Here is a 24,185-nt window from a genome sequence, read left to right on the forward strand (position 1 = left end):
GGGCGTCTCCGGGCGGGGGGGGGCTCAGTCGCGGCGCAGGCGGGTGATGAACTTGTACCGGTCGCCGCGGTACAGCGACTGGGCCCACTCGACGGGCTGTCCCGTGGCGTCGAAGGCGTGCCGGGACAGCAGCAGCATCGGCAGGCCCACGTCCACGCCGAGGAGCTGCGCGTCGTGCGGCGTCGCGAGGACGGTCTCGATCGTCTCCTCGGCCTCGGTCAGGTGCACGTCGTAGGCCGTGGCGAGCGTCTCGTACAGCGACCGGTGCCGGGCGAACTCGCGGCGCAGGCCGGGGAAGCGGCGCGCGGGCAGGTGCGAGGTGTCGATCGACATCGGCTCGCCGTCCGCCAGCCGGAGCCGGTGGATGCGCAGCACGCGCCCGCCGGGGCGGATCGCGAGCAGCGTGGCCAGGCGCTCGTCGGCGCTGAGGTAGCCGGCGTCCAGGATGCGGGTCTCCGGGTGCAGGCCGTGATGGCGCATGTCCTCGGTGTAGCTGACGAGTTGCAGCTCCTGCGACACCTTCGGCTTCGCGACGAACGTGCCCTTGCCCTGGATGCGCTGGAGCCGCCCCTCCACGACCAGCTCGGCGAGCGCCTGCCGGACCGTCGTGCGGGACGTCTCGTACTTCTCCGCCAGGGTGCGCTCAGGCGGCAGCGGGCTGCCCGGCGGGAGCGACAGGATCAGCTCGACGAGCAGTTCCTTCAGCTTGTAGTACTTCGGTATGCGCGGGGCGGAGGCCGAGTGCCGGCGGCCGATGTCGCTCAACGGCGTCCGCTCGTACCCGCCTGCGTGGCGGGACGGCGTGCCCCTGACCTCCGTCACGGCCTCTCCTCACGTTCATCATCGGTTGTCCCCGATGTTACGTGTGCAGACTACGGCCGGTAGAGCGCGCGATCATCTCCAGGGCACCCCCGAGGACGGTGAGTTCCGCCTCGTCCAGGGTCGCGCGCGCGGTCAGCCGCAGGCAGGAGCGGCCGTCCGGGACCGACGGTGGCCGGAAGCAGCCGACCTTCAGCCCGTGCTCGCGGCAGAGCTCCCGGGCGCGCAGGGCGTCCTCGGGGGCGCCGAGGAAGACGGGCACGACGGCCGCCGCCGGATCGCGGGTCGTCTCCAGGCCGAGCCCGGCGGCGAGCGAGGCGATGCGGCGGGCGCGTTCGCGGGCGCGTCCGGGCAGGCCGGGGTCCGCGGCGAGGACGTCCAGGGCGGCGAGCGCGGCCCCGACCGCGGCGGGGTTCAGGCCGGTGTCGAAGATGAACGCGCGGCTCGCGTCCACCAGCGTGTCGATCACCTCCGGCGCGCCGAGCACCGCGCCGCCCTGCGACGCCAGCGACTTCGACAGCGTGAGGGTGAGCACGACGTCGGGCTCCCCGGCGATCCCGGCGGCGTGCGCCGCGCCGCGTCCGCCGTCGCCGACGACGCCGAGCGCGTGCGCCTCGTCCACGACCAGGATCGCGCCGTGCCTGCGGACGACCCGGTGCAGCGCGGCGAGCGGCGCGACGTCGCCGTCCACGGAGAACACGGCGTCGGTGACGACGAGGGCGTGGGGTTCGTCACGTCCGGCGAGGGCGCTCTCGACGGCCGCCACGTCCCGGTGCGGGGTGATCGCGACGCGGGAGCGGGAGAGGCGGCACGCGTCCACGATCGAGGCGTGGTTCGACCGGTCGGACACCACCAGGACGTCCCGCCCGCCGAGCGTCGCGACCGCGCCGAGGTTCGCCAGGTAGCCCGAGGAGAAGACGAGCCCGGCGGCCGTCCCGGTCAGCCCGGCGAGGCGGCGGTCCAGCTCGGCGTGCAGCTCGGTCGTGCCGGTGACCAGCCGGGAACCGGTCGCGCCCGTCCCGTACGCGCGGACGGCCCGGGCCGCGCCCGCCGCGAGCCGCGGATCCCGGCAGAGCCCCAGGTAGTCGTTGGACGCCAGGTCGACCAGCCCGCCGTGGCCGCCGTCGCGGGGGAGCAGCGTGCGGCGCAGCCCGGCCGCCTCGCGGGCCCGCCCGGCCGCGCGCAGCCGCTCCAGCGGATCGGCCCCCGCCGTCCCGTACCCCGTCGCCGTCCCGTACCTCGCCACGACCTCGGTCATGTCCGGCATCCTGCCAGGTCAACGGGGAGTCCGGAGCACAGGATCGGTAGGCCATGATTGGTGCGTGCCTACCTTGACCGATCTGGTTCGCGATCACACCGACCTGACCGACGAGGACCTGGAGTGGCTGCACGCGCTGGTCTCCGACTGGCAGCTGCTCGCCGACCTGTCCTTCGCGGACCTGGTGCTGTGGGTGCCGCTGCGGTCCGACGCCCTGCTGCCGCCCGCCGACCGGCGGGGCCGGCCGCAGCCGCCGGGATCGGTGCCCGGCTGGGTCGCGATCGCGCAGATGCGGCCGACGACCGGACCGACCGCCTACCCGGACGACCTGGTCGGCAAGGTCGTCCGGACGGGACGGCGCGGGCTGATCGACGTCGCGTGGCGCGAGCGGCGGATCGTCCGGGAGGGCGACCCCGAGTGGGGCAGCGGCATCCCGGTCCGGGAGGAGTCCATCCCGGTCCGGCGCGGCGCGAAGATGCTCGGGGTGATCCAGCGGAGCACGAACCTGTCGTCCGCGCGGACCCCGTCCCGGCTGGAGCTGACCTACCTGCAGAGCGCCAGCGACCTCGCGCAGATGATCGCCGAGGGCCGGTTCCCGGTGCCGGGGGAGGAGGCGGGCCTGGTCCGCTCGCCGCGCGTCGGCGACGGGCTGATCCGGCTGGACCGGTCCGGGCACGTCACCTACGCCAGCCCGAACGCGCAGTCGGCGTTCCGGCGGCTCGGCCTCGCCACCGACCTGGTCGGGGAGTCCCTCGGCCGGGTGACCGGCGACCTGTGCGACACCGGCGAGCCGATGGAGGAGGCGCTGACCGTCGTGCTGTCCGGCCGCGCGCCGCGCGAGGTGGAGGTCGAGGCGCACGGCTCGGTCATGCAGCTGCGCACGATCCCGCTGGTCGTCGGCGGCAACCGGATCGGCGCGATCGTGCTCTGCCGGGACGTCACCGAGCTGCGCTGGCGCGACCGCGAGCTGATGACCAAGGACGCCACCATCCGGGAGATCCACCACCGGGTGAAGAACAACCTCCAGACCGTCGCGGCGCTGCTGCGGCTCCAGGCCCGGCGGCTGCGCATCCCCGAGGGCCGCGCCGCGCTGGACGAGGCCGTCCGGCGGGTCGGCTCGATCGCGATCGTGCACGAGACCCTCTCGCACACCCCGGACGAGCTGATCGACTTCGACGACATCGCGGACCGCGTGATCACCATGGCCGGGGAGGTCTCCACCCCCGAGTCCAAGGTCGCGCCGAGCCGCACCGGCAGCTTCGGCGTGCTGCCCGCCGAGATCGCCACCCCGCTCGCGATGGCGCTGACCGAGCTGCTGCAGAACGCGCTGGAGCACGGCCTCGCCAACCGCTACGGCACCCTGGAGGTGCGCGCCTGCCGGTCAGGCGAGGGCGTCCCGGTCGCCGCGCAGGGCGGCATCCGCGTCTGGGGCGAGTGGCCCGCCGACGAGCCCGCCGAGCCGGCGCCGGACCCCGCCGCCGCCGACGGCCGCCGCCTCGTCGTCACCGTCTCCGACGACGGCGTCGGCCTCCCCGAGGACTTCGACATGGACGCCAGCAACAGCCTCGGCCTCCAGATCGTCCGCACGCTGATCGTCGGCGAACTGGGCGGCAAGCTGGAGTTCCACGCCCGCGAAGGCGGCGGCACCGAGGTGGTCGTGGACGTCCCCCTCGACCCCCACCACCGCCCCCCGTCCCCCCTCCCGTAACCCGCCCGTCCCGTCCCGCGGGCGCGGCGGTTCTACGTGCGGGGTGCACGTTCTGCGCGCGGCCCGGCGCGGCCGGGGGCCGTGCCGGGCCGCTGGTTCTCGGCGGGTCAGTCGGGGTCGATGGCGGCCAGGAGGGCGCGGAGGGTCTCGCGCTGGTCGGGGGAGAGGGGCGCGAAGAGCTCCTCGGCCGCGCGGATGCGGGTCTCGTGCATGCGCTTGAGGGTGTTGCGGCCGATCTCGGTGAGCACGACCCGCGTCGCCCGGCGGTTGGACGGGTCGGGCTCGCGCCGGATGAGGCCCGCCTCCTCCAGGGCGTCCACGAGCGTGGTCGCCGAGCGGGGGACGATGCCCAGCCGGTCGGCGAGCTCGGCCATGCGCGGCGGCTCGCCGCACTTGCCGATGGTGCGCAGCGCGCGGCCCTGGGCGGGGGTGAGGCCGAGCGGCGCGAGCCGTCCGGCCATGCCGCGGTGCACGCGCCTGGCGGCCCGCAGGAACAGTTCGCCCAGCTCCGGGCGCTCACCGGCGTCGGGGCGCGTCGGGTCCTCCCTCATAGGGCTGAGTGTATCTCACTGTTCAGCGGAATAATTGTGAGCTAGGCTCAGTTATTCGCGGTGTCGAACCCCCTGCAGAGGAGCCGCCTGTGCCGAGCCCGTCCGATGAGACCCAGACCCGCAAGCCCCGCCAGCTCGTCCGCATCGTCCGCCTGTTCCGGCCGTACCGGGCCAGGCTCGCCGCCGTCGGCCTGCTGGTCGGCCTGTCCGCGGTCGTCTCGCTCGCGTCGCCGTTCATGCTGCGCGAAGTCGTGGACGTCGCGCTGCCCCGCAGCCGGACGGGCCTGCTCACCCTGCTCGTCCTCGGCATGATCGCCGTGTCGGTGCTGACCAGCGTGTTCAGCGTCCTGCAGACCTACATCTCGACCGCGGTCGGGCAGCGCGTGATGCACGACCTGCGCACCGCCGTCTACGCCCATCTCCAGCGGATGCCGCTGGCGTTCTTCACCCGGACCCGCACCGGCGAGGTGCAGTCCCGCATCGCCAACGACATCGGCGGCATGCAGTCCACCGTCACGCAGACCGCCACGCAGCTCGTCTCCAGCCTGACCACGGTCGTCGCCACGCTCGCCGCCATGGTCGCGCTCGACTGGCGGCTGACGCTCGTCTCGCTCGTGGTGCTGCCGTTCTTCGTCTGGATCAGCCGCCGCGTCGGCAACGAGCGCCGCAAGATCACCTCGGCCCGGCAGAAGCAGCTCGCCGCCATGTCGGCGATCGTCGAGGAGTCGCTGTCGGTCAGCGGCGTCCTGCTCGGCCGGACGATGGGCCGCTCCCGCGCGCAGACCGACCGGTTCGCCGCCGAGTCCGAGGGCCTGGTGGACCTGGAGGTCCGCGCCAACATGGCCGGACGCTGGCGGCAGTCCACCATCTCGATCGTGATGGCCGCGATGCCCGCGATCGTCTACTGGGCCGCCGGGCTGACCGTCTCGCAGGGCCACCCGCTGGTCACCATCGGCACGCTCGTCGCCTTCACCACGCTGCTGACCGGCATGTTCCGGCCGCTGATGATCCTGCTCCAGACCGGCGTGGAGGTGCAGAGCTCGCTGTCGCTGTTCGACCGCGTCTTCGAGTACCTCGACATGGTGCCCGACATCCGGGAGCCGGACGTCCCGGCCGTGATCGCCGGCCGTCCGCGCGGCGAGGTGCGGTTCGAGCACGTCGGGTTCTCCTACGACCCGGACGGCGCGCCCGCCCTGCGCGACGTCGACCTGACCGTCCCGGCCGGGACGAGCCTCGCGGTCGTCGGCGAGACCGGCTCCGGCAAGACCACGCTCAGCTACCTCGTCCCGCGCCTGTACGACGTCACCGAGGGCCGCGTCACCATCGACGGCGTGGACGTCCGCGACCTGTCCTTCGAGGACCTCTCCGACACCGTGGGCGTCGTCTCCCAGGAGACCTACCTGTTCCACGCGTCCGTGGCCGACAACCTGCGCTTCGCCAAGCCGGACGCCACCGACGAGGAGCTGGTCGCCGCCGCCCGCGCCGCCCGGATCCACGACCACATCGCGGCCCTCCCGGACGGCTACGACACCCTCGTCGGCGAGCGCGGCTACCGCTTCTCCGGCGGCGAGAAGCAGCGGCTCGCGATCGCGCGCACCATTCTGCGCGACCCGCCCGTCCTCGTTCTGGACGAGGCGACCAGCGCGCTCGACAACCAGACCGAGCAGGCCGTCCAGCGGGCCATCGACGCCCTCTCCGAAGGCCGCACGACCATCACCATCGCGCACCGGCTCTCCACCGTGCGGGACGCCGACCAAATCGTCGTGCTGAACCGCGGCCGGGTGGCCGAGCGCGGCACGCACGACTCGCTAATGGCGGCCGAAGGCGCCTACGCCGCCCTAGTGACGCGGGACGCGTCGCTAACTCCGGCGACCGCCGCCTGAAACCCGATCGGCTCCTTTCCCGGAACCTGACAGGTGGCTTTTCGGAGAATGGGGAAAGGCGTGCGGAAAAAGAAAACGCCGGTCCCGTGGGGAACGGCCGCCCGGACGGGGCGGTCGATCTCCACGGGACCGGCGTGAGGCGATGGCGCGGCGCGGGCCGTTCCGACCGAGTGGGGGTTCGGCGGACCCGTGCCGGGTCGTCCTCCTCGACGTTCAGGCGGTGGCGCGGGCGCGGGCCCGGGCGTTGCGGCGGCGCAGCGCGCGGCGCTCGTCCTCGCCCATGCCGCCCCACACGCCGGATTCCTGGCCGGAGGCCAGGGCCCAGCGCAGGCAGGCCTCGGTCACCTCACAGCGGCGACATACCTGCTTGGCCTCCTCGATCTGCAGGATCGCGGGCCCGGTGTTGCCGATCGGGAAGAACAGCTCGGGGTCCACGTCACGGCAGGCTGCCTCGTGGCGCCAGTCCATGCGTCCACTCCTTCGTCAGCGGTGGCGGAATCACTCCACTTGTGAACGGATTCACATGTCGCGAACACCCCGGAACGGTCAAGGTTTCGTCAGGGGTGACAGTTCGGCGGCGCTGCGATCAGGTGGCTGCCTCATTGGGCACCTGACTACCGGCGCACTTTGAGCGTGTCAGGGGGGCGTGGACGGATGCAAGACCCTTGAGAAAGGTTTCTCAAAGTATGAGTGTCGCATGTGTCACACGGGTGGGTCGGCGGTGTGACTTTGTTGTTAACACATCGGCCGAACGGGCTCAAATGACGATGCGTATCGCCTTGGGCACCGACCGGAACGTGATGCGCTCCACCTCACCGAGATAATCGCCGTCCAGCTGGTAGGCGGTCGGACGGTCCGCGGTCAGCGTGACCTCGGTCGCGTCGTGCACGTTCAGCACCCGGCGGCCGCGCACCGGACGGGTCCGCGCGGCGAACATCCCCGCCAGCGCCCCGAGCGTCGGCAGGACGTCCAGGGACCGCATCCCGAAGACGTCCAGGCCGCGCGAGAAGCTCGCCTTCGGGCTCGGGTTCACCGGGAACGGCCCGGCGAACGTCCAGGGAGCCGTGTTCGAGACGAACGCCAGGTACAGCTTCCCCTTCGCCGCCCTCGGGTCGCGCCCCGGCAGCTCGACCGTGAGCGCCGGACGCCGCCGGTCGGTGCCCGTGAAGAACTGCCGCACCCCGGTCCGGACGTACAGCAGCGGATCGGCCTTCGCACCGGCCAGCCGAGCCCGCTCCACCTCCCGGATCACCTCGGCGTCCAGGCCGACGCCCGCGCAGAAGGTGAAGTACCGCTCCGACGCGTCGGGGAGGACGGCCGCGCCGAGACCGACCGTCCGATACCGTCCCGCGCGCAGCGCCGCGAGCACCTGCCGCGTCGCCGTGCTCGTCTCGTTCGGCAGGCCCAGCGCGCGGGCGAACACGTTCGCGCTGCCGAACGGCAGCACCGCCAGCGCCGGGACGTCGGCGGACGGCCCGTCCGCGAGCAGCCCGTTGACGACCTCGTTCACCGTGCCGTCGCCGCCGATCGCGATCACCAGGTCGAACCGCTCCGCGGCGGCCCGCGCGGCCAGCTCGGTCGCGTGGCCCCGGTACCCGGTCTCGGCGGTCTCCAGGTCGAGGTCCCCGGCGAACGCCCGGACGAGCAGGTCACGGGCGCGCCGGCTGGTGGAGGTCGCCTTGGGGTTGGCGATCAGCATCGCGCGCACGGCGCAAGGTTACCCAGCCCTCCCGGCCACCGCCGAGCCGCGCCCCGTCCCGGCGCCGCCGACCGTCCCTCCTCCGCCCTCGCGAACCGCTCGCCGCAGGTGGGTCGGAGCGGAGGTCGCGGGGGTGGCCGGTAGGGTTTCGGGTTGTGTCGAAGCGTCCCAGCATCGTGATCGCCGCCGCCGGGCTGCAGGGCCTGGAGGGCCTCGCCGCCGTCGGCTTCGGGCTGTTCTCCGGCGTCGAGACGGCCCTCGGCGAGGCCGTGGACCCGACCAGCGCGGTCGCGGTGACCGTCCTGGCGCTCGGGGGCGGCCTGGCCATGCTCGCCTGCGCCCGGATGCTGCTGAACGCCGACACCCGGAGCCGCGCGCCGATCGTCCTCACCCAGCTGTTCGCGCTGCCGATCGCCTGGTCGCTGTGGCAGAGCCACCAGCCCGCCTACGCGATCCCCCTCGGCGTCGTCGCCGTCCTCGCGCTCGTGCTCGTCCTCAGCCCGCCGGTCACCGCCTGGCTCGCCCCCGAGGACGGCGATGACGACGACAGCGAGGACGCCGGCCAGAAGGCCGGTTCCGGCTCCTGACCTCCCCGGCGCCCGCCCCCGGACGACGGCTCGAGCTCGGACGCCGTGCGCCCGGAGGCGACGGGCCCGGACGGCTCTAAAGCTCGGAGGGCGCGAGCCCGGACGCGACGAGGCCCGGGCGACGCGGGGTCGGCCGGGCCTCGGGGCGGGCGTGGCGGGTCACTCGTCCGCCGTCAGGCCCTCGCGGAGCTGCGCCAGCGTCCGCGCCAGCAGGCGGGACACGTGCATCTGCGAGATGCCCAGCTCGGCGGCGATCTGGGACTGGGTCATGTTGCCGAAGAAGCGCAGCAGCAGGATCTTCTTCTCCCGGGCGGGGAGCTTCTCCAGCAGCGGCTTCAGCGACTCGCGGTACTCCACGCCCTCCAGCGACTCGTCGATCATGCCGAGCGAGTCGGCGACCGCCGGGGCGTCCTCGTCGCCGGAGTCGGGCGCGTCGAGCGACACCGTGGAGTAGGCGTTGGCGGACTCCAGGCCCTCCAGCACCTCCTCCTCCGACATCTGCAGGTGCGCGGCGAGCTCGCTGACCGTGGGGGCGCGGCCCTCGCGCTGCGCGAGATCGCTGATCGCCTTGGTCAGCGACAGCTTCAGCTCCTGGAGCCGGCGCGGCACCCGGACCGCCCAGCCCTTGTCGCGGAAGTGCCGCTTGATCTCGCCGACGATCGTCGGGGTCGCGTAGGTGGAGAACTCCACCCCCCGGCCCAGGTCGAACCGGTCGATCGACTTGATCAGGCCGATGGTGGCGACCTGGATCAGGTCGTCCAGCCACTCGCCGCGGTTCCGGAACCGCCGGGCGAGGTACTCCACCAGCGGCAGGTGCAGCTCGACGAGCTGGTCGCGGATGCGTTGCCGCTCGGGGTCGCCCTCGGGCAGCTCCGCGAGCCGCTCGAACAGGGCGCGGGCACGCGCGCGGTCCGGCACCGCGCTGCCTTCGCGCTCGTTGCCGGGGTTCCCGGGGGTGTCGCCCGCGAGCGTCGTCCTGTTCTCCGTCACTGGGCCCCCGCAGCGCCGCGGCGCTTCTGCAGCGTCACGATGACCCGGTCGTCGGCGCCGACCCGCGCGTCCACCTCACCCGCCAGCGACGACAGGACGGTCCAGGCGAAGGTGTCACGGCTCGGCTCGGCGCCGTCCATCGTGAGCACCGACACCGAGATCCGCATCGCGTCTCCGGTGAGCTCGAACTCGCAGGTCAGGTCGGTGCCGGGCACGGCCTGCGCGAGCAGCATCGCGCACGCCTCGTCGACCGCGATGCGCAGGTCCTCGATCTCGTCCAGGGTGAAGTCCAGACGCGCGGCGAGCCCCGCGGTCGCCGTCCGCAGCACCGAAAGGTAGGCGCTCGCGGCCGGCAGCCGGACGGTCACCACGTCACGCACGGACAACTTGGTACTGGCCGCCATGGCAGCGGTTTCCTCGGTCACGTCTCTCCCTCTTGGGGTGGTCCCGCTGATTCGAAACTACCGCTTGCGAGCCGTGTCCGGAGCGTCCGGCGCGCGCGGGTCGCGCACCGAAACGGCGGGCGAGCCGGTCGTTCGCGCCGCAAACCCCGTCAGGACGAGAAAATCCTCACTCGCCGTGTATGGGACCGGCTTCGCGACTACGCCTCGCGACCGCGGGCGAGCTCGGGGATCGCGTCGCCCGTCAGGCGGTAGACGGTCCATTCGTCCTGGGGACGGGCCCCGAGCGACTTGTAGAAGCCGATCGCGGGAGCGTTCCAGTCGAGAACGGACCATTCGACCCGTCCGTAACCGCGCTCGTCCGCGATCCGGGCCAGCTCGGCGAGCAGCGCCCGGCCGAGGCCGTGCCCGCGCGCCTCCGGATCGACGTACAGGTCCTCCAGGTAGATGCCGTGGCGTCCCAGCCACGTGGAGTACGAGAGGAACCACAGCGCGAAGCCGGCGACCTCGCCGCCGCGCTCCGCGACGTGCGCGAAGACCTTCGGCTCCGGGCCGAACAGGGACCGGCGCAGGTCCTCCTCGGTCGCCTCCACCTCGTGCGCGGCGCGCTCGTACTCGGCCAGGTCGCGGACCAGGCGCAGGATCGACGGGACGTCCTCGGGACGGGTGGGGCGGATCATGTTCTCCAGGCTAACGAACCCCGCCGCCCCCGCCGAACGCGCTCACGACCAGCACGCTCCGGAACCGGCACCGCGGACGCGACGGCGGGCGGACGAACCGGCACCGCGGCCGAGACGTCGGGCGGACGCGGCGGCGGCGCCGTCCCGGCCGGGACGGCGCCGCCGATGGCTCGCGGGGCGGTCAGCTCACCACGTGGTGGGCTTGCCCTTCGTGTACAGCCACGTCTTGAACAGGCCGTCCAGGTTCCGGTGCGAGATCTTCTCCGCGAGCCGGACGAACTCCGGCGTCGAGACGTTGCCGTTCCGGTGCTGCGCCACCCATGCCTTGAGCAGCGCGAAGAACGCCTTGTCGCCGATCCGGCCGCGGAGCGCCTGGAGCGTCATGCCGCCGCGGTAGTACGGCGGGAGCGTGAACATCGTCGGCGCGCCCGGGTCACCGGCCGTGTTCCGGTTCCACAGCTGGTCGTAGTACTTCCAGGTCTTCGGCTGGTTGTAGTACTTGTCGAACGTCGCCTGCGCGGTCGGTCCGCCGTGCTGCTCGTCGTACAGCCACTCGGCGTAGGTCGCGAAGCCCTCGTTGAGCCAGATGTCCGGCCAGCGCCGCACGCTGACGGTGTCGCCGAACCACTGGTGCGCCAGCTCGTGCACGACGGTCGCCACGTCCGGCGAGAAGCCGTAGATGGGGCGGCCCTGCGTCTCCAGCGAGAACTCCACGTCCACGCCGACGCGGATGCCGCCGACCGACCGGAACGGGTACTTGCCGAAGACGGTCTCCTCCCAGTCGATCGCCTTGACGGTGTTCTCGTGGAGCGGCTTCAGCTCCTTGGTCCGGTTGAGGGCCGCGCCGGTCAGCACGGGCACGCCGCTCTTCGTCCGCCCGGTGAGGGTCCGGTACCTGCCGATCGCGAGCATCGCCAGGTAGCTGGCCATCGGCGTCCGCTCGTTCCAGGTGAACGTCGACCTGGAGCCGCGGGTGACGACCGGGCTCTGCTCGCCGTTCGAGAGCACCTGCGTGCCCTTCGGGACGGTCACGCGGAACGTGTAGGTCGCCTTGTCGGACGGGTGGTCGTTGCTCGGGAACCAGGACGAGGCGCCGTCCGGCTCGGACACCGCGTACGCGCCGTCCGGGGTCTTGATCCACCCGAACTTGCCGATGTCGGGGCGGCTCACCGGCTTCGGGTCGCCGCCGTAGGCGACCGCCACCGTGAAGGTGCGCCCCTTCGGCAGCCCCTTGGCGGGCGTGACCACCAGTTCCTGGCCCTTGCGGACGAACTTCGCGCGCTTCCCGTTCACCTTCACCGAGGTGACCTTGAGCTGCTTGAGGTCCAGGTCGAACCGCGAGAGGTTCTGCGTCGCGCGGGCCGTCAGCGTCGCGTCGGCCTTGAGCGCGTTGGACGAGGGCGTGTAGTCCAGCCCGAGGTCGTAGTGGAGGACGTCGTATCCGCCGTTCCCTTCGAGCGGGAAGTAGCGGTCACCGACGCCGGACGCGCCCGGCGTGAAGCGCGGGCGCGCGGCCGCCGAAGCGGGCGACGCGACGGCGAGGAGGCACGCGGACGCCGTGAGGGAGGCGGCGACGCGCGTGCGCGTGGATGTCCTGGGGGGCATGGACCGTCCTTTCTATGACTGAAGCGTCATAGAACACCAGGACTTGCCCCAGTTTCTAGAGTGATGCCCGAATCAACGCGAGCAAGGCCCGCCGCACCCAGCCGCGGGGTGAGACGGGCCTCGTCAGGCTGCCAGCGGGGCTCAGCCCTGCTTGGTCTCCCAGAAGATCTTCGAGATCTCCTCGATCTTCTCGAGCAGCTTGTCGGCGGCCTCGGTGTCGAGGGCGCCCTTCGTGCCGCCCGCGCCCGCGAGCTTGGTCGCCTCGTTGAACAGCGTGTGGAGCTGCGGGTACTTCTCGAAGTGCGGCGGCTTGAAGTAGTCGGTCCAGAGCACCCACAGGTGCTCCTTGACCAGCTGGGACCGCTGCTCCTTGATCACGATGGCGCGCGCGCGGAACGCCGGGTCCTCGTTGGCGTTGTACTTCTCGATGATCGCCTTCACGGACTCGGCCTCGATCCGGGCCTGCGCCGGGTCGTAGACGCCGCACGGCAGGTCGCAGTGGGCGGAGACCGTGGTCTTCGGGCGCAGAAGGTTGACCAGCACCTGCGTTCCCTTCCCTCGATTACGGATCATGCTCAGGGCACCGACATTACTCTGGTGCCCGGTGGCGCGTTCGGCCAGGGCACTCGGTCTTTCGGCGTAGGTCCCCGATGCGGGCGCGTCCATGCGGGGTCCTGCCCGCGAGTGACGAGGCGAGGAGAGGCGATGCGGATGCGTCCGGGACGCGCGGCGGCGACGGCCGGCGCGTTCGCCGCCGCGGCGGGGCTCGCGGCGGTGGCGTGGCGGCGCGGCCGGCTGCGCGCGGTCGCGGTGACCGGCGAGTCGATGCTGCCCGCCCTGCGCGCGGGGGACTGGCTGCTCGTGCGCGTGGGCGCCCCCGTGCGGGCCGGGGACGCCGTCGTCGCCCGGCACCCCTGGAACGAGGACCAGCTCATCGTGAAGCGCGCCGTCCGCGAGGACTCGGGCGGCTGGTGGCTGGAGAGCGACAACCAGCGCGCGCACGGCCGCCAGGACAGCTGGGACTTCGACACCGTCCCGCACCGCCTGGTGCTGGGCCCGGTCGTCGCCCGCTACTGGCCCTTCGACCGCATCGGCCTGCTCACAGGGAGGCGGTGACGCGGACGCGGCCCGGCGCGTCGACGGCCGCCGCGACGCTCGGACGGCGTCCGGCGCACTCGGGCGAGCAGTAGCGTCCGGAACGTTCCCCGCCCGGGGCGAGGAAGGCCAGGCCGCAGCCGTCGGCGCGGCATAGGCGCAGGCCGTCCATGCCGTGCTCGGCGACCCGGACGGCCAGCCCCATCGCCGCGCGCGCCGCGTAGATGTCGGCGACCGCGCCGCTGTCGTTGAGGTGCAGGTGCCATGCCTGGCCGTCGTGCGCGGACAGCTGCGGATGGACGGGATGCTGGATGAGCAGCTCGTTCAGCCGCTCGGCGGCCAGCTCGTGGTCGCCCGCGGCGGACGCGCCGAACACGGCGCGGAGCTGGCCGCGCAGTTCGCGCATGCCGTCCAGGTCGCGCTGCCGCAGCGTGCCGCCGAGGTGCGGGCGCCCCGCGAGCAGTTCGCGGAGCCGGTCCAGATCGCGCAGCCCGTCCCCGTCCGGCCGGTGGCCGCTGTTCACGAGATCGATCGCCAGATCGGCGTAGGAAGCGAGGTCCACGTGCACTCCTGACGGAGTAGACCCGATGGTGCGATTCGCCGTACTGCATTCCCCCACGCCGAGTATTACACCTCGGACGGCTGCCGGGACCGGTCGAATAGGGGAAATCATTCGGCCCGAGCTGTCCGAAACCGGCGATCTGATCGTGGCCTGGTCCGGCCACCACAAGAAACACGGATTTATGGGAAAGACCGGATTTCCGAATGCGGACGGCCCGCCCTCCGGGTGGGGAGGACGGGCCGTCGTGGAGAACGCGCGGCCGGGCCGTCGTGCCGGCCGGGCCGGGTTCGCCGGCCGGACCGCGTGCCGGCCGGACCGGGCTCGGGTCAGGCGCGGGCGACGCCGTCCGCGCGGGCGGCGGCGGCCACCGCCGCGGTGACGGCCGGGGCGACCCGCGGGTCGAACGGGCCGGGGATCACGTAGTCGGCGGTCAGGTCGTCCCCGACGATCGCGGCGAGCGCGTCGGCGGCGGCGAGCTTCATGCCCTCGGTGATCGTGTGCGCGTGCGCGTCGAACGCGCCCCGGAAGATGCCGGGGAAGGCGAGCACGTTGTTGATCTGGTTCGGGAAGTCGCTGCGGCCGGTGGCGACCACGCGGGCGTGCCGGCGGGCGACGTCCGGGTGGACCTCGGGCGTCGGGTTGGACAGCGCGAACACGATCGCGTCGTCGCTCATCGTCGCGACGCAGGACTCCTGGACGGTGCTGCCGGACAGGCCGATGAACACGTCCGCGCCGCGCAGCGCCTCCTCGGTGGAGCCGGTGAGATGCGACCGGTTGGTGATCTCGGCGATGCGCTGCTTCACCGGGTTCAGGCCGTCCCGGCCCTCGTGGATGAGGCCCTTGCTGTCCGACAGCGCGATGTCGCCGATGCCCGCCTCGATGAGGATCTTGGAGACCGCGATGCCGGACGCGCCCGCGCCCGCGACCACGGCGCGCAGGTCCGACAGCGGGCGGCCGACGAGCCGGGCGGCGTTCTTCAGCGCGGCGAGCGCGACCACGGCGGTGCCGTGCTGGTCGTCGTGGAAGACCGGGATGTCGAGGGCGGCGCGCAGCCGGTCCTCGATCTCGAAGCAGCGCGGGGCGCTGATGTCCTCCAGGTTGATGCCGCCGAAGCTCGGCGCCATCCGGATCACCGTCTCGACGATCTCGTCCACGTCGGTGCAGTCGAGCGCGATCGGCACCGAGTCGACCCCGGCGAACTCCTTGAACAGCAGCGACTTGCCCTCCATGACGGGCATGGAGGCGGCCGGTCCGATGTCGCCGAGCCCGAGCACGGCGGTCCCGTCGGTGACCACGGCGACGACCCGGGACGTCCAGGTGTAGTCGCGGGCGAGCTCGGGGTTGTCGGCGATGGCGCTGCAGACGCGCGCCACGCCCGGCGTGTAGGCGAGCGAGAGATCGTCGGCGTTGCGGACCGGGACCGACGAGCGGACCTCCAGCTTGCCGCCCACGTGCAGGGCGAACGCCGGATCGTCGTCGAGTTCGGTGTGAGAGATGGGATGAGTGATGGGCTCGGCAGCCACAGCGACCCCTGTCAGATTCTTCGTTTCCGGCGATACGGACGATGCCGCCGCGGGTGGCGCTGGTCTGGTGGCCAGGGCCGGTCGGGGTGCATCTCGCGACGTACGGGGGTCACCCGTTGTCCGATTGTGCCACACCGGGCCCCGGCGGCCGGGGAACACCCGGGATGACCCCGGTCACCCCGCGACACGGCGTGTAATACCGATCACACAGGGTCAATTTACGCGTGTTCATCTGGATTTCGAGCACTGCCTTGTTGTCCGATTGTTTCGGAGCCTTAATCAAGGCCACGCACACTGTGCGCCAAAATGTGCCTTCTACCCCGGGCCGGGACGCGGTCCGACGAATCGACTTGGAGGGGGACCAGTGAACACCGGTTCTCTGGGACGTCGCACCGCCGCGGCGGGCGCGCTCGTGCTGTCGGCGGCGCTCGCCCTTTCGGCCTGTGGCGGCAGCAAGAAGGACACCGGCGCCCAGGGCAAGGACGTCGGCGACATCTTCTCGGCGATCAAGCAGGACCCCGCGCTGCACGACCAGCTCGGTCCGGCGGTCAAGTCGTCCGGCAAGATCATCGTCGCCACGGACCCGTCCTACGCGCCGAACGAGTTCTTCGGCAACGACAACAAGACCCTCGTCGGGATGGACCTCGACCTCGGCAAGGCGCTCGGCAAGAAGCTCGGCATCGACTTCGCCTTCCAGAAGGCGAGCTTCGACGGGATCATCCCGGGCCTGCAGAGCGGCCAGTACCAGGCGGCCATGTCGTCGATCACCGACAACAAGGAGCGGGAGAAGACGGTCGACTTCGTGACCTACTTCACCGCCGGCACCGCGCTGATGGTCAAGAAGGGCAACCCCGGCGGCTACAAGCCGGACGACCTGTCGCTGTGCGGCAAGAAGGTCGCGGTCGAGAAGGGCACCGTCCAGCTCGACGAGGTCTCGGCGACCGTGGACGCCGAGAAGGGCACCGGCAGCCGCACCAAGAAGTGCAAGGACGCCGGCAAGCCCGGCCCGATCGGCCAGGCCTTCCCGGACCAGAACGGCGCGAACCTGGCGCTGTCGTCCGGCCGCGCCGACGCCGTGCTCGCCGACTCGCCGGTCATCGACTACGCCGTGAAGCAGTCCAACGGCCAGTTCGAGACCGCTGGCGCGACCTACGACACCGCCCCGTACGGCATCGCCCTCAGCAAGCAGCTCGGCACCACCAAGGACGCGGTGCTCGGCGCGCTGAAGGCGCTCCAGACCGACGGCACGTACAAGAAGATCCTGGAGAAGTGGGGCATCGAGCACGGCGCCCTCGACACCCCGGGACTCAACCAGGCGCAGAGCTGACCGCATGACTCTGACTGACAAGACGGTGTCGCGGGAAAGGCCCGGCGAGATCCGGGCCGTTCCCGTCCGGCACTACGGCCGGTGGGTGGCGGCGGCCCTGATCCTGTACATCGCCATCTGGGCGGTCTACAGCGTCGCGAACAACGACCGGTTCGGCTGGGACACGATCAACGCCTGGTTCTGGGACGGCTCGATCCTCGACGGGATCGTGATGACCCTGGAGCTGACGGTCATCGCCATGCTGATGGGCGTGGTCGGCGGCGTCCTGCTGGCGGTGATGCGGCTGTCGCCGAACCCGCTGATCTCGGGCGTGGCCTGGCTGTACGTGTGGGTGTTCCGGGGCACTCCGGTGCTGGTCCAGATCATCCTGTGGTTCTACGTGAAGGCGCTGATCCCGACGTTCTCGCTCGGGATCCCGTTCGGCCCGACGTTCGTCCATTTCAACGCCAACGACCTGATCACGGCGTTCGTCGCGGGATGCCTCGGGCTGGGGCTGAACGAGGCCGCGTACATGTCGGAGATCGTCCGCGCGGGCATCCTGTCGGTGGACCCCGGGCAGAGCGAGGCGGCGACCGCGCTCGGCATGAGCCGGGCGAAGATCATGCGGCGGGTGGTGCTGCCGCAGGCGATGCGGGTGATCATCCCGCCGACCGGCAACGAGACGATCTCCATGCTGAAGACGTCCTCGCTGGTGTCGGTGATCGCGCTGGCCGACCTGCTGTACTCGGTGCAGATCGTGTACAACCGGACCTACCAGACGATCCCGATGCTGCTGGTCGCGAGCATCTGGTACCTGATCATGACCTCGATCCTCACCGTCGGCCAGTTCTACCTGGAGCGCTACTTCGGGCGGGGCACCGCGCAGCGGCAGACCATGCTGGAGCGCTTCGTGGCCAACCTGCGGATCCGAGCGGGGAGGAGGGCCTGATGGCGAGGCCGAACGTCGCCGCCCCGACGGACGCGGGTGTCGAGCCGCCCGAGTACATGGTCCGGGCCGAGGACGTGCACAAGAGCTTCGGCCGCCTGGAGGTGCTGAAGGGCATCGACCTCGCGGTGCGGCCGGGCGAGGTGATGTGCGTGATCGGGCCGTCCGGCTCGGGGAAGTCGACCTTCCTGCGCTGCATCAACCACCTGGAGAAGATCAACGGCGGCCGGCTGTGGGTGAACGGCCACCTGGTCGGCTACCGGCAGAAGGGCGCCCGGCTCTACGAGATGCGCGAGCGCGAGGTCGCCGCGCAGCGCCGGGACATCGGGATGGTGTTCCAGCGGTTCAACCTGTTCCCGCACATGACCGCCCTCGGCAACGTCATGGAGGCGCCCGTCCAGGTCAAGGGGCTGCCGAAGTCGGAGTGCCGGGAGCAGGCGCTGGCGCTGCTGGAGCGGGTCGGGCTGGCCGACAAGACCGACGTCTACCCGGGGCAGCTGTCCGGCGGGCAGCAGCAGCGGGTCGCGATCGCGCGCGCCCTGGCGATGGAGCCCGCGCTCATGCTGTTCGACGAGCCGACCTCCGCGCTGGACCCCGAGCTGGTCGGCGAGGTGCTGGAGGTCATGAAGCAGCTCGCGCTGGACGGCATGACGATGATCGTCGTCACCCACGAGATCGGCTTCGCCCGCGAGGTGGGCGACTCGCTGGTCTTCATGGACGGCGGCGTGGTGGTCGAGAAGGGCCGCCCGCGCGACATCATCGAGAACCCGCAGCACCCGCGCACGCAGGACTTCCTGTCGAAGGTGCTCTAGCCGCGACGGCCGGACCCCGGCACGCGGTGCCCGGTGCGCCCGGTGTCCGGTGTCCGGTACGCGGTGCCCGGTACGCGGCGCCCGACGCCCGGTACGTGGGCCCGGCGCCCCGGCGCGCGGCGGGGGGCCGGTTCCGGCCGCCCTGATCGCCGATTAAGGACAACGGCCCGTCCCTTTGGGGACGGGCCGTTTCCGGTTGGGGCGAACCGGTGGCCCTTCCGGGGCGTCTGGGAGAGAGTGTCCCTCCGGGATGATCAACGACGGGTGCGGGAGGCGGGTCCTCGGTGGCGGAGGTGCACCACAACGAGATCAGCGGCAATCCCGAGAACGCCATCCAGATCGGGACGATCGGCGGCGACGCCAACTTCAACATCGGGACGCGGTACGAGCTGGACCTGCGCCCGAACCGTCCGGTCGTCCCGCTGCTCGTGCTGGGGCCGCTGGCGGGCGGGGCCGGGGCGTTCCTGCTCCAGTCGCGCGGCTGGCCCGGCGCGGTCGGCGTGCTCATGGTCGCGACCGGCCTGCTGCTCACCGGCGCCGGCGTGTGGTGGTTCTGGCGGAACCGCTGGGAGAAGTGGTCGATCACCGAGGAGCGGCTGGCCCGGCAGGTCGCGAACCTCGCGCCGGCCGTCCTCGCCGGGTACCGGCGCGAGCTGGAGCAGGCGGGCGCGGACCCGGACAGCGCGATCGCCGTCCGGTGGGGCGTGCCGGACGGCGTCCGGCAGGCGTCCGGCGCGGGTGACTTCCGCCGGTCCGGCGAGATCGGCGAGGCGGCGAAGCTGCTGCGGAGCGTCCCGTCCCGCCGCCTGGTGATCCTCGGCCCGGCCGGCGCGGGCAAGTCGGTGCTGGCGACCGCGCTGGCCGCGCAGCTCCTGGAGGACCGCGGCAAGAAGGATCCGATCCCGGTCGTGGTCTCCCTGGCGGGCTGGGTGCCGAGCCGCGAGCGCCTGCTGAAGTGGGCCGCGCGCCGGCTGGCCGCCGCGCATCCCGACCTCGGACGATCGGTGGCCGACGCCCGGCTCGTGGCGGCCCGGCTGCTGGAGAACGGCCGGATCCTGCCCGTCCTGGACGGCCTGGACGAGATCCCCGCCGAGGCCCGCGCGGCGGCGCTCGCGGAGCTGAACCGGACCGGCGCGGCCAGGCTTCCGCTGGTGCTGACGAGCCGTCCGGACGAGTACACCGGCGCGGTCGAGGCCGCCGGGACGCTGCTGGCGAGCGCGGCGGTGGTCGAGCTGCGTCCGCTGGTCGCGGGGCAGATCCTGGCGTCGCTGCCGCTCGCCGACAGCAGTCCCGGCGCGGACGAGCGCTGGCGGCCCGTTCTCGACGCGCTGGCGGCGGGCGAGGCCGAGCCCCTGCGGGAGGCGCTCGCCTCGCCGCTGATGGTCGGCCTGGCGCGCGCCGCGTACGCGCGGACGGCGGACGACCCCGCCGAGCTGCTCGACCTCCCCGACGCCGAGAGCGTGGAGAACCGGCTGCTGGAGCGGTTCGTCCCGGCGGCGTACGCGGACGCCGACGGGGAACGCGGCGAGGACGCGCGCCGCTGGCTCGGCTACCTGGCCTGGCACCTGCGCGAGAACGACGAGAACGACCTGGAGTGGTGGCGGCTCGACGAGGCGCTCCCGGCGACCGTGCGCGCGCTCGCGCCCGCGTCCGCGCTGGTCGTGACCACGGCCGTGATCTGGGCGCTCGACTACCGCGTCCCCCACCGGTACTGGATGGCGCGCGTGCTGGCCCCGGACGCGGCGTCGGTGGCGGTCTGGGCGATGTTCCCGGTCCTCGCCTACCTGTGCCTGCTGACCTGGTCGCAGATCGCGCGCGAGGGATGGCTGATGCCGCCGAAGCGGCTGCGCTCCCTCGGCGAGGTGCGGCGGACGGCGAACGCGCGCGAGGGCGCGGGCGCCGGCGGGCACGCCGCGATGCCGCTCGTCGCGGCGGTGCTCGCGGCCCTCGGGATCTGGCTGGACGGTCCGCTCGGCCGGTACGCCGCGGCGTCGCTGCTGCTGGCCGCCGTGATCGTGTTCTGGCGGTTCGCCGCGCGGTTCGGTGTCACCGCCGATCCGGCCGAGGAGTCCGGACCTCCCGGGCTGCTCCGCGCGGACCGGCGGGCGGCGCTCGGGCTCGGTTGGAGCCACGCGCTCGGGGAAGTGTGGCCGCTGCCGCTGCTGCTCGGCGCGCCGTTCCTGCTGGCGCTGCGCTGGGAACACCGCTTGGACCCGGCCGCGCTCGGCCTGGCGCTCGTGCTGGACCTGGCCGTCTTCTGGTACGCCGGGATCGTGCTGTCGTCCTGGGGGCGGTTCCGGGTGGCGCACGCCTGGCTCGCGCTGCGCGGCAGGGTGCCGCACGACCTCATGGGCTTCCTGGAGGACGCGCGCGAGCGGGGCGTCCTGCGGCAGTCGGGCGGCGGCTACCGGTTCCGGCACGGCGCGCTCCGCGACCGGCTCGCCGAGCGGTACGCCGAGGAGGCTCGGCGTCCGCCGCGTCCGCAGACCGAGCCTCAGCTCCTTTGGGACGGGCGGGCGCTGCTGGGCATGGAGCTGCTCTGCCTCGTGATGCTGTACCTGATCGTCCTGCCCGGCGCGGACGGCGGCAGGGTGCTCGGCTTCGTGCGGTGGGGAGTGGGCGCGCACGACGTCTACCGGGCGGAATCGGTGTGCGAGCTGGTCCGGCCCCGGCTGGCGGGCGACTTCTCGGTGCCGGTCCGGGTGCCGGACCGCTCGAAGGTGCGGTGCGAGTTCGTCGAGGGCGATCCGCTCCGTCCGGGGCTGCGCCTCACCATCGGCGTCACCTCGGCGGCCAGCTTCAGCACCGACCCGAGCCAGAGCGGCACCGTCGACTTCGTGCCGGACGCGAAGGCGGAGATCCGCTCCGCCGGTCCGTTCCACGCCAAGGCGGACGCGACCTGGGTGGGGAACACCTACAGCCTGGAACTGTTCCGCGAGGAGGCCGACCCCGGACTCGGCGTGCGCGCGAGATATGACCTGGACCAGGCGCTCGCCCGGGGTTTCACCGGCGGGGCGAACCATTACGCGCCGACGGCCTCCCCGCCCGGCCGGCCGCCGGCGCCGTCCGATGCTCGGTTCGTTCTGTATGACCGGAATCGTCCGGCGCGGGTGGTGGTCGGGCCGACCTGGACGGCGGACGACTGGTCGCGGCTGTGGGCGCTGGACGGGCTCGGGTTCGCGTTCCGCGGCCCGGAGTTCGGCCAGTGCGTCCGGGACGGCGGACGCTGGTACTGCGTGCGGCCCCACGACGCGCCGTCCGGACGGCGGTCCGGGCCGCTCCAGTTGGAGATCGAGCAGCGGCCGTGCGCGGGCGCGTGCCCGCCGCCGCGGACGGGGACCGAGGCGCAGTGGTGGCGGCGGGACGCGGCGACCTGGTACGCCGAACGCTGGGACGGCCACGCCTACACGCTCGACGTCCACGCCGTCCGCGGCGGCGACACCCTGGACCTGCGCGTCACGACCGTGGACACGCTGGCCGACGTCGCCCGCAAGACGGTCAACGACATATCCGCCCAGTCGTCGCGGTGAGCGCCCCCCTTAAGGTGGCGGCATGTTCGCTGTCACGGCCACGAGCCTCGATGCAGACCATCCCCTGAACGGCCTCACGCTGGGCGAGCGACCCGAGCCGGACGTCCCGGACGGCTGGACGACGATCACCGTCCGCGCCGCCGCGCTCAACCACCACGACCTGTGGTCGCTGCGCGGCGTCGGCCTGCCCGCCGACCGGCTCCCGATGATCCTCGGCTGCGACGCGGCCGGGGTGGACGAGGACGGGAACGAGGTCATCGTCCACTCGGTGATCGGCGACCCGGCGCGCGGCGGCGGCGACGAGACCCTCGACCCGAAGCGGTCGCTGCTCTCCGAGGCGTACCCGGGGACGCTCGCCGAGAAGGTCGCGGTGCCGCGCCGGAACCTGGTGCCGAAGCCCGCCGAGCTCTCCTTCGAGGAGGCGGCGTGCCTGCCCACCTCCTGGCTGACCGCCTACCGGATGCTGTTCGACAAGGCGCGGCTGGAGCCGGGCGCGTCCGTGCTGGTGCAGGGCGCGGGCGGCGGCGTCTCCACCGCGCTGATCGCGCTCGGCTCGGCGGCGGGCTACCGCGTCTACGCGACGAGCCGCAGCGAGTCCAAGCGCAAGCGGGCCGTCGAGCTCGGCGCGGACGAGGCGTTCGAGCCGGGCGCGCGGCTGCCCGAGCGGGTGGACGCGGTCATGGAGACGGTCGGCCAGGCGACCTGGGCGCACTCGCTGAAGTCGCTGCGTCCGGGCGGGCGGATCGTGGTGTCCGGCGCGACGAGCGGGCAGGTGCCCCCGGCCGAGCTGAACCGGGTGTTCTTCCTCCAGCTCTCGGTCGTCGGCTCCACGATGGGCACCCGCGACCAGCTCGAACGGCTCGCGCGGTTCCTGGTGAAGACCGGGGTGCGGCCGCGGATCGATCGCGTCCTGCCGCTGCGCGAGGCGCGCGAGGGCTTCGCGGCGATGGCCGAGGGCGACCTCTTCGGCAAGATCGTCTTCACCGTCTAGCCGGCCCCGCCTCAGGCGGCGCCCCCCCGCCTCAGGCGGCGGACTTTGCGCCAGGCGGCGGACGCTGCGTCAGGCGGCGGACTGTGCGCCAGGCGCTGGGTCAGGCGGCGACGAGCCGCCACAGGGACGTGGTCTCGGCCGCGCGGGCGGCGTGCAGCGGATCGTCGGCGTCCGCGGCGCGGGGGTGGACGGGCCGGGCGTCGAGCCGGCCCGCCACCCGCAGCCCCGCGCGGTCGAACCGCTCCAGCAGCTGCTCGCGCGTCCGCAGCCCGAGGTGCTCGGCCAGGTCCGACAGCACGAGCCAGCCCTCGCCGCCGGGCGCCAGATGCGCGCCGAGGCGGTCGAGGAAGCCGTGCAGCATCCGGCCGCCCGGATCGTAGACCGCGCGGTCCAGCCCGGACGCCGCCTTCCCCGGCAGCCACGGCGGATTGCACACCACCACGTCAGCGCGTCCGCGCGGGAACAGGTCGGCCCGCTCGACCTCGACGTCCAGGCCGAGCCGCTCGGTGTTCTCGCGCGCGCACGCGAGGGCCCGCGGGTCGGTGTCGGTCGCGACGACCCGCCCGACGCCCCGGCGGGCGAGGACGGCGGCGAGCACGCCCGTCCCGGTGCCGATGTCGAACGCCGCGTCCTCGGACGGCAGCGGAGCCCGCGCGACGAGATCGACGTACTCCTGCCGCGTCGGCGCGAACACGCCGTAGTGCGGATGGATGCGTCCGCCGACCGCCGGCACCACGACGCCCTGCTCGCGCCACTGCTCGGCCCCGAGGATCCCGAGCAGCTCCCGCAGCGGGATCAGCGACGGCTCGCCCGGCTCGTACACCCGCCCGACCGCCTGCCGGACGTCCGGCGCGCGCCGCAGCGGCACCGCGTTGCCGGCGTCCAGCGGGACGACCAGCCTGCTGAGCAGGCTCGCCTCCCGCGTCCGCGCCTCCCGGTAGGCGTAGAAGACCGACCGCGCGTCGCCCTTCGGCGGCTTCCCGCTCTTCCGGACACGCCGTCCGAGCGCGCTCAGGAGCTGCCGGGCGTTCTGGAAGTCGCCGCGCCACAGCAGCGTCGTGCCCTGCCTGACCATCCGCTGCGCCGCGTCGGCGGTGAGCCGGTCATCGACCTCGACGACGTCCTCGGGCGGCGCCCAGCCGCCCTCGCACAACCACCGCGCCCCGCCGTCCACGATTCCGGCCCCCCGCTCCACGCGTCAGGCCGCGTTCGGATCGGCGCCGCGCAGGATGTCCACGT

Annotated in this window: 22 protein-coding genes; 9 read left to right on the forward strand and 13 right to left on the reverse strand. The window is 72.8% G+C overall.

Going from position 1 to position 24,185, the window contains the following annotated elements:
- Nucleotides 1–24: 24 nt before the first annotated feature.
- The gene (locus tag ACFPCY_RS01225; RefSeq protein WP_378252547.1) at nucleotides 25–765 is read right to left on the reverse strand and encodes a GntR family transcriptional regulator; all 741 of its coding nucleotides are present in this window, start codon (nucleotides 763–765) and stop codon (nucleotides 25–27) included.
- Between the two features lie 94 nt (nucleotides 766–859).
- On the reverse strand, nucleotides 860–2,077 hold the full coding sequence (locus ACFPCY_RS01230) for an 8-amino-7-oxononanoate synthase (protein ID WP_378251661.1): 1,218 nt from the start codon (nucleotides 2,075–2,077) through the stop codon (nucleotides 860–862).
- Nucleotides 2,078–2,141: 64 nt separating this feature from the next.
- On the opposite strand from ACFPCY_RS01230, the gene ACFPCY_RS01235 reads away from it, so the two are divergent.
- Entirely contained in the window at nucleotides 2,142–3,785 is a 1,644-nt protein-coding gene (locus ACFPCY_RS01235) for a sensor histidine kinase (RefSeq protein ID WP_378251662.1), read from the forward strand.
- Nucleotides 3,786–3,892: 107 nt separating this feature from the next.
- Here ACFPCY_RS01235 and ACFPCY_RS01240 read toward each other — a convergent pair whose 3' ends face one another.
- Complete coding sequence (locus tag ACFPCY_RS01240; RefSeq protein WP_378251663.1) at nucleotides 3,893–4,336, reverse strand: MarR family winged helix-turn-helix transcriptional regulator; 444 nt, start codon at nucleotides 4,334–4,336, stop codon at nucleotides 3,893–3,895.
- 89 nt (nucleotides 4,337–4,425) lie between these two features.
- Here ACFPCY_RS01240 and ACFPCY_RS01245 point away from each other — a divergent pair, with 89 nt between their 5' ends.
- The gene (locus ACFPCY_RS01245) at nucleotides 4,426–6,219 is read left to right on the forward strand and encodes an ABC transporter ATP-binding protein (RefSeq protein ID WP_378251664.1); all 1,794 of its coding nucleotides are present in this window, start codon (nucleotides 4,426–4,428) and stop codon (nucleotides 6,217–6,219) included.
- Nucleotides 6,220–6,432: 213 nt separating this feature from the next.
- Here ACFPCY_RS01245 and ACFPCY_RS01250 read toward each other — a convergent pair whose 3' ends face one another.
- The gene (locus ACFPCY_RS01250; protein WP_378251665.1) at nucleotides 6,433–6,687 is read right to left on the reverse strand and encodes a WhiB family transcriptional regulator; all 255 of its coding nucleotides are present in this window, start codon (nucleotides 6,685–6,687) and stop codon (nucleotides 6,433–6,435) included.
- Between the two features lie 289 nt (nucleotides 6,688–6,976).
- Nucleotides 6,977–7,918, reverse strand: coding sequence for a diacylglycerol/lipid kinase family protein (locus ACFPCY_RS01255; RefSeq protein ID WP_378252548.1), 942 nt, complete (start codon nucleotides 7,916–7,918; stop codon nucleotides 6,977–6,979).
- A 155-nt stretch (nucleotides 7,919–8,073) separates the two neighbouring features.
- Here ACFPCY_RS01255 and ACFPCY_RS01260 point away from each other — a divergent pair, with 155 nt between their 5' ends.
- Entirely contained in the window at nucleotides 8,074–8,505 is a 432-nt protein-coding gene (locus ACFPCY_RS01260; RefSeq protein WP_378251666.1) for a hypothetical protein, read from the forward strand.
- Nucleotides 8,506–8,664: 159 nt separating this feature from the next.
- On the opposite strand, the gene ACFPCY_RS01265 is transcribed toward ACFPCY_RS01260, so the two are convergent.
- The 5 genes from ACFPCY_RS01265 to sodN form a co-directional block, all read right to left on the reverse strand.
- Complete coding sequence (locus ACFPCY_RS01265) at nucleotides 8,665–9,423, reverse strand: RNA polymerase sigma factor SigF (protein ID WP_067819515.1); 759 nt, start codon at nucleotides 9,421–9,423, stop codon at nucleotides 8,665–8,667.
- Between the two features lie 68 nt (nucleotides 9,424–9,491).
- Nucleotides 9,492–9,920, reverse strand: coding sequence for an ATP-binding protein (locus tag ACFPCY_RS01270; RefSeq protein ID WP_378251667.1), 429 nt, complete (start codon nucleotides 9,918–9,920; stop codon nucleotides 9,492–9,494).
- A 176-nt stretch (nucleotides 9,921–10,096) separates the two neighbouring features.
- A complete protein-coding gene (locus ACFPCY_RS01275; protein ID WP_378251668.1) occupies nucleotides 10,097–10,576 on the reverse strand; it encodes a GNAT family N-acetyltransferase in 480 nt (159 codons plus the stop codon).
- Nucleotides 10,577–10,762: 186 nt separating this feature from the next.
- On the reverse strand, nucleotides 10,763–12,181 hold the full coding sequence (locus ACFPCY_RS01280; RefSeq protein WP_378251669.1) for a M1 family metallopeptidase: 1,419 nt from the start codon (nucleotides 12,179–12,181) through the stop codon (nucleotides 10,763–10,765).
- 141 nt (nucleotides 12,182–12,322) lie between these two features.
- Nucleotides 12,323–12,724, reverse strand: coding sequence for a superoxide dismutase, Ni (gene sodN / locus ACFPCY_RS01285; protein ID WP_465251212.1), 402 nt, complete (start codon nucleotides 12,722–12,724; stop codon nucleotides 12,323–12,325).
- 162 nt (nucleotides 12,725–12,886) lie between these two features.
- Here sodN and ACFPCY_RS01290 point away from each other — a divergent pair, with 162 nt between their 5' ends.
- A complete protein-coding gene (locus ACFPCY_RS01290; protein WP_378251671.1) occupies nucleotides 12,887–13,297 on the forward strand; it encodes a S24 family peptidase in 411 nt (136 codons plus the stop codon).
- On the opposite strand, the gene ACFPCY_RS01295 is transcribed toward ACFPCY_RS01290, so the two are convergent.
- Both ACFPCY_RS01295 and ACFPCY_RS01300 read right to left on the reverse strand, forming a co-directional pair.
- Nucleotides 13,281–13,838, reverse strand: a complete 558-nt coding sequence (locus ACFPCY_RS01295; protein WP_378251672.1) for an ABATE domain-containing protein — start codon at nucleotides 13,836–13,838, stop codon at nucleotides 13,281–13,283. The two genes, ACFPCY_RS01290 and ACFPCY_RS01295, sit on opposite strands and share 17 nt — an antisense overlap.
- A 326-nt stretch (nucleotides 13,839–14,164) precedes the next feature.
- The gene (locus tag ACFPCY_RS01300; protein WP_378251673.1) at nucleotides 14,165–15,361 is read right to left on the reverse strand and encodes an NAD(P)-dependent malic enzyme; all 1,197 of its coding nucleotides are present in this window, start codon (nucleotides 15,359–15,361) and stop codon (nucleotides 14,165–14,167) included.
- Between the two features lie 364 nt (nucleotides 15,362–15,725).
- Here ACFPCY_RS01300 and ACFPCY_RS01305 point away from each other — a divergent pair, with 364 nt between their 5' ends.
- The 5 genes from ACFPCY_RS01305 to ACFPCY_RS01325 all read left to right on the forward strand — a co-directional run bounded on the left by ACFPCY_RS01305 (nucleotide 15,726) and on the right by ACFPCY_RS01325 (nucleotide 22,946).
- The gene (locus ACFPCY_RS01305; protein ID WP_378251674.1) at nucleotides 15,726–16,688 is read left to right on the forward strand and encodes an ABC transporter substrate-binding protein; all 963 of its coding nucleotides are present in this window, start codon (nucleotides 15,726–15,728) and stop codon (nucleotides 16,686–16,688) included.
- Between the two features lie 4 nt (nucleotides 16,689–16,692).
- Complete coding sequence (locus ACFPCY_RS01310) at nucleotides 16,693–17,616, forward strand: amino acid ABC transporter permease (protein ID WP_378251675.1); 924 nt, start codon at nucleotides 16,693–16,695, stop codon at nucleotides 17,614–17,616.
- The gene (locus ACFPCY_RS01315) at nucleotides 17,616–18,425 is read left to right on the forward strand and encodes an amino acid ABC transporter ATP-binding protein (RefSeq protein WP_378251676.1); all 810 of its coding nucleotides are present in this window, start codon (nucleotides 17,616–17,618) and stop codon (nucleotides 18,423–18,425) included. The genes ACFPCY_RS01310 and ACFPCY_RS01315 overlap by 1 nt, the downstream gene beginning before the upstream one ends.
- Before the next feature lie 284 nt (nucleotides 18,426–18,709).
- On the forward strand, nucleotides 18,710–21,955 hold the full coding sequence (locus ACFPCY_RS01320) for an NACHT domain-containing protein (RefSeq protein ID WP_378251677.1): 3,246 nt from the start codon (nucleotides 18,710–18,712) through the stop codon (nucleotides 21,953–21,955).
- Between the two features lie 22 nt (nucleotides 21,956–21,977).
- Nucleotides 21,978–22,946, forward strand: a complete 969-nt coding sequence (locus ACFPCY_RS01325) for a zinc-binding dehydrogenase (protein ID WP_378251678.1) — start codon at nucleotides 21,978–21,980, stop codon at nucleotides 22,944–22,946.
- A 100-nt stretch (nucleotides 22,947–23,046) separates the two neighbouring features.
- Here the strand turns inward: ACFPCY_RS01325 and ACFPCY_RS01330 are convergent, their stop codons facing one another.
- Nucleotides 23,047–24,120 carry a methyltransferase gene (locus tag ACFPCY_RS01330; RefSeq protein WP_378251679.1) on the reverse strand — a complete coding sequence of 358 codons (1,074 nt, stop codon included), beginning with the start codon at nucleotides 24,118–24,120 and terminating at the stop codon, nucleotides 23,047–23,049.
- Nucleotides 24,121–24,185 lie beyond the last annotated feature (65 nt).

This window comes from Actinomadura gamaensis (assembly GCF_042652125.1).
Taxonomy (GTDB): domain Bacteria; phylum Actinomycetota; class Actinomycetes; order Streptosporangiales; family Streptosporangiaceae; genus Spirillospora; species Spirillospora gamaensis.